This window comes from Mesorhizobium sp. M1050 (genome assembly GCF_040318715.1).
Classification (GTDB): Bacteria; Pseudomonadota; Alphaproteobacteria; order Rhizobiales; family Rhizobiaceae; genus Mesorhizobium.
Genome location: NZ_JAMYMV010000114.1, coordinates 1 through 13,343, shown reverse-complemented (window position 1 = coordinate 13,343; position 13,343 = coordinate 1). Strand labels below are relative to the sequence as shown.

At 63.3% G+C, this 13,343-nt stretch carries 14 protein-coding genes; 10 read left to right on the top strand and 4 right to left on the bottom strand.

What is annotated here, in order from left to right; genetic code table 11:
• Positions 1 to 221: 221 nt before the first annotated feature.
• The 10 genes from NKH57_RS32080 to NKH57_RS32035 are packed head-to-tail and all read left to right on the top strand — an operon-like array spanning position 222 to position 9,572.
• On the top strand, positions 222 to 1,001 hold the full coding sequence (locus NKH57_RS32080; RefSeq protein ID WP_502907364.1) for a heme-binding protein: 780 nt from the start codon (positions 222 to 224) through the stop codon (positions 999 to 1,001).
• Positions 1,002 to 1,048: 47 nt separating this feature from the next.
• Positions 1,049 to 2,872, top strand: coding sequence for a methanol/ethanol family PQQ-dependent dehydrogenase (locus NKH57_RS32075; protein ID WP_502907363.1), 1,824 nt, complete (start codon positions 1,049 to 1,051; stop codon positions 2,870 to 2,872).
• Positions 2,853 to 3,716 (top strand): substrate-binding domain-containing protein, encoded by an 864-nt coding sequence (locus tag NKH57_RS32070; protein WP_023758485.1) that lies wholly within the window; start codon positions 2,853 to 2,855, stop codon positions 3,714 to 3,716. Before NKH57_RS32075 ends, NKH57_RS32070 begins: the two co-directional genes overlap by 20 nt.
• Positions 3,713 to 4,246 carry a c-type cytochrome gene (locus NKH57_RS32065; RefSeq protein WP_352487712.1) on the top strand — a complete coding sequence of 178 codons (534 nt, stop codon included), beginning with the start codon at positions 3,713 to 3,715 and terminating at the stop codon, positions 4,244 to 4,246. The genes NKH57_RS32070 and NKH57_RS32065 overlap by 4 nt, the downstream gene beginning before the upstream one ends.
• Positions 4,243 to 5,256, top strand: coding sequence for a cytochrome c oxidase subunit II (coxB, locus tag NKH57_RS32060; RefSeq protein ID WP_352950287.1), 1,014 nt, complete (start codon positions 4,243 to 4,245; stop codon positions 5,254 to 5,256). The genes NKH57_RS32065 and coxB overlap by 4 nt, the downstream gene beginning before the upstream one ends.
• Positions 5,253 to 7,223, top strand: a complete 1,971-nt coding sequence (gene ctaD, locus NKH57_RS32055; RefSeq protein ID WP_023758482.1) for a cytochrome c oxidase subunit I — start codon at positions 5,253 to 5,255, stop codon at positions 7,221 to 7,223. Before coxB ends, ctaD begins: the two co-directional genes overlap by 4 nt.
• On the top strand, positions 7,220 to 7,825 hold the full coding sequence (locus tag NKH57_RS32050; protein WP_023758481.1) for a cytochrome c oxidase subunit 3: 606 nt from the start codon (positions 7,220 to 7,222) through the stop codon (positions 7,823 to 7,825). Before ctaD ends, NKH57_RS32050 begins: the two co-directional genes overlap by 4 nt.
• A gap of 1 nt (position 7,826) precedes the next feature.
• On the top strand, positions 7,827 to 8,168 hold the full coding sequence (locus tag NKH57_RS32045) for a hypothetical protein (protein WP_023758480.1): 342 nt from the start codon (positions 7,827 to 7,829) through the stop codon (positions 8,166 to 8,168).
• Positions 8,165 to 9,052, top strand: a complete 888-nt coding sequence (locus NKH57_RS32040; RefSeq protein WP_352950284.1) for a cytochrome c oxidase assembly protein — start codon at positions 8,165 to 8,167, stop codon at positions 9,050 to 9,052. The genes NKH57_RS32045 and NKH57_RS32040 overlap by 4 nt, the downstream gene beginning before the upstream one ends.
• Positions 9,033 to 9,572 carry a c-type cytochrome gene (locus NKH57_RS32035; RefSeq protein WP_352838046.1) on the top strand — a complete coding sequence of 180 codons (540 nt, stop codon included), beginning with the start codon at positions 9,033 to 9,035 and terminating at the stop codon, positions 9,570 to 9,572. The genes NKH57_RS32040 and NKH57_RS32035 overlap by 20 nt, the downstream gene beginning before the upstream one ends.
• 3 nt (positions 9,573 to 9,575) lie before the next feature.
• On the opposite strand, the gene NKH57_RS32030 is transcribed toward NKH57_RS32035, so the two are convergent.
• From NKH57_RS32030 to NKH57_RS32015, 4 genes are read right to left on the bottom strand one after another with little or no spacing between them, the layout of a single operon-like run.
• Positions 9,576 to 10,379: a lanthanide ABC transporter permease protein PedC gene (locus NKH57_RS32030; RefSeq protein WP_352487709.1), complete on the bottom strand. Its 804-nt coding sequence runs from the start codon at positions 10,377 to 10,379 to the stop codon at positions 9,576 to 9,578.
• On the bottom strand, positions 10,376 to 11,101 hold the full coding sequence (locus NKH57_RS32025; RefSeq protein WP_023758476.1) for a lanthanide ABC transporter ATP-binding protein PedB/LutE: 726 nt from the start codon (positions 11,099 to 11,101) through the stop codon (positions 10,376 to 10,378). Before NKH57_RS32025 ends, NKH57_RS32030 begins: the two co-directional genes overlap by 4 nt.
• Positions 11,098 to 12,066 carry a PQQ-dependent catabolism-associated beta-propeller protein gene (locus tag NKH57_RS32020; RefSeq protein ID WP_352950281.1) on the bottom strand — a complete coding sequence of 323 codons (969 nt, stop codon included), beginning with the start codon at positions 12,064 to 12,066 and terminating at the stop codon, positions 11,098 to 11,100. The genes NKH57_RS32025 and NKH57_RS32020 overlap by 4 nt, the downstream gene beginning before the upstream one ends.
• Positions 12,054 to 13,223, bottom strand: coding sequence for a lanthanide ABC transporter ABC transporter substrate-binding protein PedA1 (locus tag NKH57_RS32015; protein WP_031259911.1), 1,170 nt, complete (start codon positions 13,221 to 13,223; stop codon positions 12,054 to 12,056). Before NKH57_RS32015 ends, NKH57_RS32020 begins: the two co-directional genes overlap by 13 nt.
• Positions 13,224 to 13,343: the final 120 nt, after the last annotated feature.

The following is a 13,343-nucleotide window of genomic DNA, read 5'->3' as shown; positions in this document are numbered from 1 at the left end:
CCGCTTTTTCAGCGACCGCGCAATTTGTTCGAACACCGACTGCATGCCAGCAAACTGGCGAATGCCTCTTCTGTTCCAACCATTGCTGCACGAACGGTAGGTGGGGCCGCTGTCGTCCTCCGGACGGTGCCCGCAAGCGCGCGAAGAACAACATTTTTTCGCCCCAATGGCACTTCCGCCCGTCTCAAGCGTTAGAGAGTGTTCAACTAACGTTAGAGACAATGGATTATCGTCCAACCCTGTCACTGGCCTTAAGTCTGTTCCTGCTGGCGATAGGCGACGCGGGGCAAACGGCCTCGGCGCAAGCACCCTGCCTCGCCGACCACGACAAGCTGCTGACGGCCCTTAAGGCGAGCGTCAAGGCCAGCGGCGGGCCCGGCAATGGCGGCTTCGATACCAATGAATGGGCCGCAGTTGTGGCACGTGACGGAACGGTCTGCGCCATCGCTTTCAGCGGCCCCACCGCCGACGCGCAATGGCCCGGCAGCCGGCTGATCGCAGCCGAAAAGGCCAGCACGGCCAACGGGCTCAGCCTTCCCCAGATGGCATTGTCGACGGCAAATCTTTATGCGCCGGTCCAACCGGGCGGTCCGCTGTTTGGGCTGCAGGCCACCAATCCGGTCAACCAGGCGATCGCCTATACAGGCGACCCGTCGACGTTCGGCAGCGCCGGTGACCCGCTGATGGGAAAGCCCATCGGCGGGGTTGTCGTGTTTGGTGGCGGCCTGGCGCTGTATGATGGGAAGGGCATCGTCGGCGGACTGGGCGTCAGCGGCGATTCCTCCTGTGCCGACCACAATGTCGCCTGGCGCGTGCGCGCGGCCCTTGCGCTGGACAAAGTACCGGCCGGTGTCAATCCAAACCGCAAGGACGCCATCATCTACGATCTCGATCCCGGTGGAAAGAGCGCTTCGGGCTGGGATCATCCATTATGCGCGGGAACCGAAGCCGACGTCGCCGCAGAGCTTGGTGCCGGCGTCGGCGGTTCGCTACACAAATGACGCAGCTTGCGTCGATGCGGGGCAAAACCGCTAAAGCGGGGAGAGCGATGCGGGCAACAGAACGCGGTTCCAGATTCAGTCTTGGTTTGGTGATGCTCGCAAGCCTCGCTTTGTTGGCAGGCGCGGCTGCCCAACCCGCGGCTGATACCGCGATAAGGCCGCCGCCTGCAGCCGCTCCGCCCGATGACGGCCAGTGGACGATGCCGGCAAAGAACTATGCCTCGACCCGCTACAGCGATCTGGCGGAGATTTCCGAAAGCAATGTCAAGAACCTGCAGGTGGCTTTCACCTTCTCGACCGGCGTAAACAAGGGCCAGGAGGCCGCGCCGCTCGTTGTCGGCAACACGATGTATATCGTGACCCCGTTTCCCAACATCGTCTACGCGCTCGACCTGTCCAAGCCAAGCGCACCGATGAAATGGAAATACGAGCCCAATCCGGAACCGGCGGCGCAGGGCGTCGCCTGCTGCGATGTCGTCAACCGGGGAGCAGCCTTCGCCCACGGGCGCATTTTCTTCAACACGCTCGATGGCCACACGATCGCACTGGACGCCGGCAGCGGCAAGCCGATCTGGAATACGCAGATCGGTAACATCAACATTGGCGAAACGATCACCATGGCGCCGCTGGTGGTAAAGGGCAAAGTGCTGGTCGGCAATTCCGGCGGCGAGATGGGCGTGCGCGGCTGGGTCAAGGCGCTCGACGCAGCCGACGGACATGTCGTCTGGACGGCCTACAGCACCGGCCCCGACAAGGACGTGCTGATCGGCCCGGATTTCAAGCCGCATTACGACACGGACAAGGGCAAGGACCTTGGCGTGACGACATGGCCGCCGGAAGCATGGAAGATCGGCGGCGGCAATATGTGGGGCTGGATCTCATACGATCCCGACCTAAACCTGTTCTTCCACGGCACCGGCAATCCCGGCCCCTGGAACCCCGACCTGCGGCCCGGCGACAACAAATGGACGGCCGGCATCTTCGCCCGCGACCCGGACACCGGGGCGGCGAAATGGTTCTATCAGTGGACGCCGCACGATCTGCACGACTACGATGGTATCAACGAGCAGGTTCTTCTGGACATGAACTGGCAGGGCCAGCCGCGCAAGGTGCTGGTGCGGCCGGAGCGCAATGGCTACGTCTATGTGCTGGATCGCACCACCGGCGAAGTCCTGTCGGCTCAGCCTTTCGGCCCAGTTAACTCCAGCAAGGGCGTGGATCTGAAGACCGGCCGACTCGTCGTAAATCCCGACAAGAAGACCGGCACTGGCAAGGTCGTGCGCGACATCTGTCCGACCGCGGCCGGCCTCAAGGATTGGCAACCGTCAGCATTCTCGCCGAGGACAGGCCTGCTCTACATCCCCCACAACAACCTTTGCATGGATGAAGAGGGCGTCGAGGTGAACTACATCGCCGGCACGCCCTATGTCGGCATGAACGTCCGTATGATCCCAGGGCCAGGCGGCAATCGGGGTGCATTCACTGCCTGGGATGTTGCCACCGCCAAGCCTGTATGGAACTTGAAGGAGAACTTTCCAGTATGGAGCGGTGCGGTGGTCACCGCCGGCGATGTCGTCTTCTACGGCACGATGGAAGGCTGGTTCAAGGCGGTCAGCGCCAGGACAGGGGAAATGCTTTGGAAGTTCAAGACGTCGTCCGGCATCATCGGCCAGCCGATCACCTACCGCGGTCCCGACGGGCGTCAATATGTGGCGATCCTGTCGGGGGTCGGCGGTTGGGCCGGTGCGATCGTGTCGGGCGACCTCGATCCACGCGACGCCACAGCCGCGCTCGGCTTCGCAAACGCCATGAAGGATTTGAAGGACGTGACGACGCCAGGAGGAACGCTCTATGTATTCCGCCTGCCCTGACGACTTCGACAGGCCCGTTGGGCGAAAAGCCGTCCGGCACATTGCCGCCGCGATCGGTGCGCTCGTCTTGTTTTCCGCCGCCGTAGTCGCTCATGCGCGCGAGTTGAGGGTATGTGCCGACCCCAACAACATGCCCTTCTCGAACGCCAGCGGCCAAGGTTTCGAGAATAAGATAGCGGAAATCGTGGCTGGCGAGCTTGGCGCCAAGCTTTCCTACGTTTGGTGGGCGCAGCGCCGCGGCTTTGTCCGCAATACGCTGAAGGCCGGGCTTTGCGACCTCGTCCCGGGCACTCCCGCCAACCTCGAAATGCTGCGCACCACCACACCCTACTACCGTTCCTCCTATGTATTCGTGATGCGCAAGGATGGCCCCGATATCACGTCCTTCGACGATCCGCGCCTGCGTGAGCTGCGCATTGGTGTGCAACTCATTGGCGATGACGGCGCCAACTCGCCTCCCGTCCAAGCGCTTGGCCGCCGTGGTATTGTCGGCCATCTGATCGGATACCCCGTCTATGGCGACTATTCAGCGCCAAACCCTCCGGCGCGCATCGTCGAAGCGGTGGCCAATGGCGAGGTTGACCTCGCCGTCGTCTGGGGGCCGCTCGCCGGCTACTTCGCCGCGAAGCAGAAGGTGTTGCTTAAGCTCACGCCAGTGACCCCCCGCATAGACGGGCCGATGCTGCCGATGATTTACGATATTTCGATGGGCGTCCGGCGTGAGGACGCCGCGTTGCGTGACGAACTCGATGCCGCACTTGCTAAGCACAAGGCTGAGATCGATTCCATTCTGACTCAGTTTGGAGTGCCTCGTCTGGACGCAGGCGGGAGTCCGGTGCGATGAAACGGGGGCTCGTCGTGCTCCTGTCCGCTACGCTGGCGCTTGCGGCATGCCAACGGGAAGAGCGCGACACACGTCCGCAATCCGCGCTCGGCTCCGGCGAGCAGCCGGCCCCCGTCACCACGTTGGAGCCTGGCGGCGAGCGGCCCTCTCTAAGTGACAACAAGGCTGCCGCTTTCGAGGCCAACGCCTTTCACCTTAGCGAGGGCAAGCGCCTCTTCAGCTGGTTCAACTGCACCGGCTGCCATGCCAATGGCGGCGGCGGCATGGGACCGGCCCTGATGGACCAGAAATGGATTTATGGCAGTTCGATCGAGAGCATCCACGCCACCATCCGAGACGGGCGGCCGAACGGCATGCCAACATTCCGCGACAAGGTTCCCGACGACCAGATTTGGGAGCTTGCCGCCTTCGTCCGCTCGCTGGGCGGCAACGCGCCCTCCTCCGCCGCGCCTTCGCGCAACGATGATATGATGGTGCATCCGTCCGAGAACCGCCTGCCGGATGCCGCGACTTTGGGGAAGTCGCCGTGAGACGGCCCGTGTTTGCGGCGTTCGGCACGACCTGCGTGTTGCTTCTCCAGGGATGCTCCGGCTGGCAATCGGCACTCGACCCGAAGGGCCCCGCCGCCTCCGAATTGGCTTGGCTCATCTGGTTCTTCACCGGGCTCTGCGCGCTGATCTGGCTCCTGGTGATGATCGCCTTGGCAGCGCCACTTGCGATGCGATCGCGCACGCGCTCCGACCCGCTCGTGCTCGATCCAGGCGCCGAGCACCGCAAGGCGCGGGCGGTCTGGGCCGCGCTTGGCGCGACGACCGTGATCCTCGTCGGGCTCACTCTGTTAAGCTTCTTCGCCAACAGGACGCTCGCCGCCATCGGCTCGGACGCGGAGCTGACGATCCGGGTTACCGGACACCAATGGTGGTGGGAGGTACGCTACGAAAACGCCCAGCCGAGCCGCATCCTTACGACGGCCAATGAGATCCATATCCCCTCCGGCAAGCCGGTACGGATCATCGTGACCTCGACCGATGTGATCCACTCCTTCTGGGTGCCGAGCCTCGCCGGCAAGCTCGACCTCATCCCCGGCCATGAGAATGTCCTTGATCTCATGGCCGACAAGCCGGGCGTCTATCGCGGCCAATGCGCCGAGTTCTGCGGTCAGCAGCACGCCAATATGAGCACGTTGATCATCGCCGAGCCGCGGCCGGTCTTCGATGCCTGGTTGAATGACCAGCTTCGGTCCGCCGCTGCACCGGTAAGTGCTGAGGCCAGCGCCGGGGCGGAATTGTTCCTCAATCGTGCCTGCGTGATGTGTCACAAAATTGGCGGCACGGTTGCCGGCGGCACGGTTGCGCCCGATCTCACGCACATCGCGAGCCGGCAAACACTCGCCGCCGGAACGCTGACGATGAGCCGCGGCAATCTTGCCGCTTGGATCGCCGACCCGCAAGGCATCAAGCCGGGCGCCCACATGCCGGTGGTCGATCTCAATGGCGACGAACTCAATGCGATTGTCGCCTATCTGGAGGGGCTCAAATGAGCAGCTCCGATCTGACCAGCGAACGCGACCTGGTGCCGCAAGCAACCCCCAAGGGCGACCTTGCCCCAGAACGCGACGGGCCGCGCGATACCGGTCTGGACGATGCCACCCTGCATCGCTGGCTCGAACGGACCTGGCGAACGAAGCCGGGCATCATCGGCGCGCTGTCGAGCGTCGACCACAAGGTCGTCGCGCGGCGCTATCTCGTGACCGCTTTCGTCTTCCTGTGCCTGGGCGGGCTCAATGCAGTCGCCATGCGCATCCAGCTGTCGGGACCGCAACGCGGCCTGATCGGGCCGGATCTCTACAACCAGCTGTTCACCATGCACGGCGTGACCATGATGTTCCTGTTTGCCGTACCAATCGTGCAGGCCACTGGCATATATCTGGTGCCGCTGATGGTCGGCACGCGCAACATCGCCTTCCCTCGCCTGAATGCGTTCAGCTATTGGATCTACGTCTCGGGCGGGATTTTTGCCTGGGCGTCGTTCGCGCTCAGCATGGCGCCGGACGTCGGCTGGTTCGCCTATGTGCCGTTGTCGGGCCCCGAATTCGGACCCGGCAAGCGCGCAGATGTGTGGGCGCAGATGATCACCTACACCGAAGTGTCGTCCCTGGCCGTCGCCGTCGCGACCATCGTCACCGTGTTCAAGCAGCGGGCGCCAGGCATGTCGCTCGACAAGATCCCGCTCTACGTGTGGGCGATGCTGGTCACGTCCTTCGTCGTCGTCTTCGCCATGCCGGCGGTGATGATCACCTCGACATTCCTGATCCTCGACAGGCTCGTCGGTACCCACATCTTCAACCCGGCCGAGGGCGGCGATGCCTTGTTGTTCCAGCATCTTTTCTGGTTCTTCGGCCATCCAGAGGTTTACATCATCTTCCTGCCGGCGACAGGCATGGTGTCGTCGATCATCTCCGCCTTCGCCAGACGCCCGGTCTTCGGGCATCTAGGACTTGTGCTGTCGCTGATCGCAGTCGGCTTTCTGTCGTTTGGCCTATGGGTCCACCACATGTTCGCGACCGGCCTGCCGAAGCTCGGCGCCAGCTTCTTCACCGCGTCGAGCATGCTGATCGCCATCCCCAACGGGCTGCAGATATTCTGCTGGCTGGCGACCTTGTCGGACGGCCGGCCGGTGATCCGGACGCCGCTGCTGTTCGTGTTCGGCTTCGTTTTTACGTTTGTCATCGGCGGTCTCACCGGCGTGATGGTAGCATCCGTGCCTTTGGACCTGCAGGTCCACGACACCTATTTCGTGGTCGCGCATTTCCATTATGTGCTGATCGGCGGATCGGTTTTTCCGCTGCTTGGCGCCGCCTATTTCTGGTTGCCCAAGCTCACCGGCCGCATGATGAGCGAGCGGCTTGGGCGCTGGCATTTTTGGATGGCGTTCATTGGCTTCAATGCGGCGTTCTTCCCCATGCATCTTGTCGGTCTCTGGGGCATGCCGCGACGGGTCTATACCTATCCGGCCGAGCTTGGCTGGGGAAACATCAACCTGTTCATCACCGCCGGCGCGGCGGTGTTCTTCCTGAGCTTCGTCCTGTTCACGTTCAACATGCTGCACGGCGCCTTGCGAGGCGCACCGGCGGGCAACAATCCCTGGGATGCCGGCACGCTGGAATGGGCGACGACCTCGCCGCCACCGAGCTACAACTTCGCCCGCATCCCCGTCGTCACCCACGCCGAGCCGCTGTGGGCCGAACGTGAGGCCTTGCCGGTCGCGACAGGCCTCCGCGTCGACGCGCGCGAACTTGTCATCTCGACGGTAGCCGAAGCGCGTCCCGACATTCGCGAGAAATCGGCCACGCCATCGATCTGGCCGCTGTTTGCGGCCATCGCTGTGGGCGCGACCTTCCTTTATTCGATCTTTACGCCCTGGGCCGTGGTCTGGGGCGCCTTGCCGATTGCTATCACGCTGATCGGCTGGTTCTGGCCAAAAGGCGATCCGGAGGACGAGGAATGAAACAGCGTCCCGCCGCCGATCTTTCCGCCCTGCCCACCTATGGAATTGGTCCGCGCAGCCCCACATGGTGGGGCACGCTCGGCTTCATGGCACTGGAAGGCACCGGCTTCGCGCTCGCCGCAGGTGCCTATCTCTACCTTGCGCTGTCGTGGCCGCAATGGCCACTCGGCGCGCCGCGGCCGAACCATTGGCCCGGAACCATCGTGACGCTGCTGTTGATTGTCAGCTTGGTGCCAAACCACATGCTCAACCGCTATGCTGAGCAATGCGCGATCATGCCTGTGCGGATCGGCCTCGTTGTCATGTCGCTGCTCGGGATTGCGCCGCTCGTCGTACGCTGGTTCGAGTTTCCGGCGTTGAACATCTACTGGGACACCAACGCCTACGGTTCGATGCTGTGGGTGCTGCTTGGGCTGCACACGACGCATCTGATCACCGACGTTGGCGACACCATTGTGCTGACGGTGCTGATGTTCACGCGTCACGGCAACAGCGGCCGTCGCTTCGGCGATGTTGGCGATAATGTCTTCTATTGGGATTTCGTGGTCGCCAGCTGGATCCCGATCTATCTCCTGATCTACTGGACCCCGAGGCTCGGCTGAGATGCGTGCGGTTGTGTTGGGCACTTCTTGGGGCGGACTTCTTTCAGGGCCACTGGCCTGGGCGGTATCGACGCAACTGAATTATTCGCTTGTGCATTGGCAATGCAATCGCCAGGTGCCGATCGTGCTGCCCATCGCTTTGGCGCTGGCGCTGTTTTCTCTGCTCGGCGGTGCTTTGTCATGGCGGGCAAAGCGGCTGGGCGGTGCCGCGTTCAAACCAGAACGCACGCGAGGGACAGAACAGTTCGTTGCCAACCTTGGCATGTTGTCCGCACTGCTGTTTGCCTTGGTGATCATAATGCAAGGCAGCGCCGCGCTCATCCTCGACTGGTGCGTGCGATGAGCTTCGACGCCTTCTTCTCCACTTCGATCTCCTACGGCCTCGGTTCGCAAGAGGCGGGATGGACGCTGGCGCTGCCCATCACTTTGCCGCTTGCGGCAGTCGCGCTGATCTATGCGGGCGGAGCGCTGCGACTCTGGCGGCGGAGCGACCGCGGCCGCTTTTTGCGAGTGCGCCAGGCGCTGTTGTTCGCAGCCGGGTGGATCGCGCTGGCGGCAGCGCTGGTCAGCCCGATCCACGCCTTGGGCGAGCGCGTGTTCACCGCGCATATGATCGAACATGAATTGCTGATGGCCGTTGCGGCGCCATTGCTGGTCGCTTCTTTACCGGCGGCGGCAATGATGTGGGCGCTGCCGGTATCGCTGCGACGGCCATTTGGCCATGCCGGGCATGCAAGTGTGGTTCAGGCGGCCTGGGCAGCGATAAGCCGCGCCCTAGCCGCCACTCTGCTCCACGGCGTGGCCATTTGGCTGTGGCACGTTCCAGCGCTGTTCCACGCGGCGCTCGAGCGCGGCTTTTTTCACTATGCCCAGCATGCGAGCTTTCTCGGTACCGGATTGTTGTTCTGGTGGGCGCTGCTGCCGCGGCACGGCCGAGAACAGGCCTATGGCAGCGCGGTCATGCATCTCTTTTTAACCTCCCTGCACACAGGGCTGCTCGGTGTTCTGCTCCTGGTATCGCCGCGGCTCTGGTACCCTGCAAACGCTACCGGCGCTGAGATTTGGGGCCTCAGCCCGCTCGAAGACCAGCAACTCGCGGGGCTTATAATGTGGGTGCCGGCCGGGCTGGTCTATGGCGGTGCGGCGTTGCTGCTGGCAGGACTGTGGATTCGTTCAAGCGGGCAAAGAGCCGGCCGGGAGGCATCCCATGCCCTTAACGCCGGTTAGAATGATGCTGCTGACGGTCGGCGCGGCTGCGGCCGGAGCCATGCTCGGCTTGACGGTGGCATCGCCCGGTTCACGGACGGAAGGCGCCGATGGGGGTGGGCACGAGCAATCGGGAAAGACCAACCGGATCTGTGTTGCGGCAATGTTCCTTATATTGCCAGTGATACTGGCATCGTTTGCCTGGTGGCAGCAGCAACGTACCGAGAGGGCCGAACACGAGGCGAACGAAGCGACCGGTGGCATCGCCACGCGGGCTGTACCGATCATGTCGGCGAACGGTTGCGCCGGTTGCCACACGATCAGCGGTGTGCCCGGCGCGCAAGGCCTGGTCGGGCCGCGCCTGGACGCCAGTCTGGCCGCTCGCGTCTATATCGGCGGCATCCTGTCCAACAATCCGGAAAACATGATCCGGTGGATTCGCGCGGCAAGAGACGTCAACCCGCGCACGGCAATGCCCTCGACCGGCATTTCCGAACAGGAGGCGCGGGACGTGGCCGCCTATCTCTACGCGCTTAAATGAAGGTCATTGATCGCCGCGCCGGGACCACAGGCCGCGTCCTGGATCATAGCCGACAACTGCCGCGAGGAAAAACACCAAAAGGCAGGCCAGCACGACCAGGAAGGAGATCGGGGTGAAGCGCAGATAAAGCGCGAAGCGGATCAGTTCGACCGCGTGGCTGAACGGATTGAGCATTGCCACGGTCGCAAGCACCGGGCCGGCCTCGGCGAGCCGCCAAAGCGGATAAAGCGCCGTCGAGGCGAAGAACATGGGAAAAATGACAAAGTTCATCACCCCGGCGAAATTTTCCATCTGCGTGGAGAGTGACGACACAAGCAGGCCGAAAGCCCCCAGCATGAGCCCCGAAAGGACAAGCGCTGGCAACACGGCGAGATAACCGAGCATCGGCGGACGCACATCCCAGTAGCGCGCGACAACCAGGAACAGATAGACAAGCGGCAGGCCGACCACGACGCTGGCAAGCAGCCGGGCACCGAGCAGATACCAACGCGGTAACGGCGCGGTCAGCAACAGGCGCATGCTGCCCATCTCGCGGTCGTAGACCATCGCCAGCGAACTTGCCATGGCGTGAAACAGAAGCATCATCGCGGCGAGCCCGGGCACGACATAAACTTCGTAGAGGACATAGGTCTGATAAGGCGGCGTTGTCGACAAGCCAAGCACGGACCGGAACCCGGCGGCGAAAATGGCAAGCCAGACCAGCGGCCGGACAATCGCCGAAACCAATCGGCCGCGCTGCCGAAGGGTACGTAGCAGCTCCCTATGGAAGATGCCGTTGAGCGCTCGCAGCGCGTGGCGCCTTTTCATGCCGCAGCCGTGAGCTTCGCGAAGGCATCGGTCATGCTGGCGACGCCAAGCTCTGCCTCGATGCGGTCGGCGCCGCCCGCCCATTGCACGCGGCCAGCATGGAGCACGACGACATCGTCCTCAGGCGTCACCTCTTCCAGGAAATGTGTGGCCCAAAGCGCGGCTATGCCGCGCTCGCGGCATAGCCCATGCACATGGTGAGCGAGTGCCTGACGGCCCGGAACATCGAGCCCCGTGGTTGGTTCGTCGAGCAGGAGAATGCGCGGGCGGTGCATCAAAGCACGGGCGATTTCGACGCGCCGCCGCTGGCCGCCAGACAAAGATCGGACGGGATCATGAAGCCTGTCGAGAACCGCGAGACGGCCGAGCTCCTCGCGCATCCGGGCTTCCGCTACTTCGGCGGCAAGCCCATGCAAGGCAGCGTGATAGCGCAGATTCTCCGCGGTCGTGAGATCGAGATCGAGGGTCTGCTGCTGGAATACGACTCCCATCGCGGCCAGTGCGGCCGCAGGATCGGTGCGCATCGCGTGACCGAATACCTGCACCGATCCGAAGCGGGCATGATAGAGACCTGTGACGAGCGAGAACAACGTTGTCTTGCCGGCTCCGTTGCGGCCGAGCAGGATGCAGACCCTACCCTGCGCAACCGAAAAGGAGACGGCGTCCAGAACTCGCCGCTGCTTGAAGCTGTGACTGACACTGTCGAGCGACAAAGCGTTCATGGCCCAACCACGACGCCCCACGGGCCGCGCCCGACGGGCAGTGACTTGAGCACTTCGTCGTTTTCCAGGTCGATGAAGGAAATGTCGCCGGAATTGCCGTTGGCACTGATCAGATGTTTTTGATCGTCCGACAGTGCGACATGCCAAGGTCGCTGGCCCACAAGATAGAGCCGACGCACCGCCAGCGTCCCGGTATCGACTTCGGCGACGCGGTTTGCTGGCCCAAGCGCGACATAGGCAGTGCCGCCGTTGCGGGACATCTCGATGCCTACGGCTTGGACGCCTTCACGGCGAATGCCTTGCACCTCAAACTGGACCTTGCCGGTCTGTGCACGCGTTAGGGTGTCGAACACCGTTACCGTGCCGCGAATTTCGGAAGACACCCACAAGCGCTTCCCGTCCGGAGAGAAAGCGGCTGCCCGCGGCCGTGTGTCGACCAGCAGATTGTCAACCAGTTCGAGGCTGCCCGCGTCGATGAGGTGCACCATGCTTGACGTCTCCGAGGTGCAGGCGACGTAACGGCCGTCGGGACTGACTGCCATGCCCTCTGGCTCGACGCCGACATCGACCGTACCGATCACCTGGGCGGCCGCGATGTCGACCACGGATACGAGGTTGTCGTTCTCATTGGCGACGAACAGCCGCTTGCCGTCGGGATGAAGCACGAAGAATTCCGGATCGGCGCCTGTGGGCAGTTGGCCGACAATTTGCCGCTTGGCGAGGTCCACGACATCGATGCGGTTGTCGTCACCTTCAGCGACAAAAAGTATCTTCTTGTCGGCCGAGAGTGCCAGTCCGCGTGGCCGGCGCCCGACATCGATCGTCGCCGACAGCGTCATGGTTGCACCATCGATGACGGCCACTGTGTTGTCCTGCTCGTTTGAGACATAGATGGTTTCGGCGGCGGCAGGTCCGGCCAAAGCGGACAACAGCAGCGGGACCACAATCACGATTAGGACTTGCATGTGCTCTCCTCCAGGTCGATGCCCAGAGTATCAAGCGGCGTGCGTTGGTGCAGGAAGCCAGGCTGAGGCGAGCTGGAAACCAGCAACCGCGATCCAGCGATGAGTATGGGCTGGCGCATCTGGCCGTCCCAGGCACGGAAGCTGAGTCCCTGCCCCTTGAACCCGGCGAGAAGAAACTCACTGCCTCGGATGTAGACACTGATCGCTGCCGGATCGACGCTGTTCAGCCGCGTCGCGGCCTCCCCGACGCTCCGCACTGCCAGCCAGGCGGCGTAATCGCTCGACATCATCCAGCGTCCGGCCTGTCGCCTGAACCGCTCCTGCAGTTGCGTCGCACCCCACTCCTGATTAACGGCGCTCCAGCCGGTCGCCACCAGCCCTTGCGTGCCCACGACGGGCCGAGGCAATGCTGTGCGGCCCTCGAGATAGGCGCCGAACTCGTCGGCCTCGTCGGCGACGACGAGAACGTCGTAGTCGGCGACCTGGGTTGCGGCCGGTATTTCCGTTTGCAGGGTGACATGCCCTGTGTCGGCTCGGCCGTTTGCTGGTCGGAAGATCCACGCTTGGTCGACGGAGATTTCCGCGCCGAAACGCGCCGCTGCGCGCCGGAAGGCGGCAGCCATGGCCTGGTCTTCCGGATGCGGACCGACAAGCAGGAACCAGTGCCGCCAGCCCTTCCAGGCGAGATATTGCGCCAGCCCATCGGCCAGCATGGCGCGGCTTGGAATAGTGTGCAGCAGGTTTTTCCTGCATGCCTCCTGACGCAATGAGTCATCGCTGGCGCGGCTGTTGAACAGGAGCATCCGCTCGGCGCCCGTGGCCGCAAGCGCTTGCGTCAGCGGCCCCGCGTCGAGATCGGCAACGACAAAGGTGATCCCCTCGCCAGCAAACTGTCGTATCGCGTCCTGCGGCGGCTCGCCGGGTTTCAGCGATCGCTCCACCAGCCGGAAGCGCTGTCCCAGAAAGCGGCCCGTGCTATCGTCATCGGCGATGCCGAGACGGGCGCCTTGCACCCCATCATCGGCGGCGAAATGGTCCAGCGGCCCAAGCGGCATGGGCGGACTGCGCGTCTGGCCGAGATAGCCAATCGCTATCGGCTGAGGCTCGGCGGAGCCTGGAACGACAAACAACAACAGAGCAAGAAGCGCGGTGACCAACCTCTCTGCGCGGGCGGCGCCCGCGCCGGCCGCCCCGGCCGGCGGTCAGGCGACCACAAACTTATACAATCCACCGACCCCCCGGGCCGCGACGAAAGGGGGGGGGGCGTAATAAGAGGG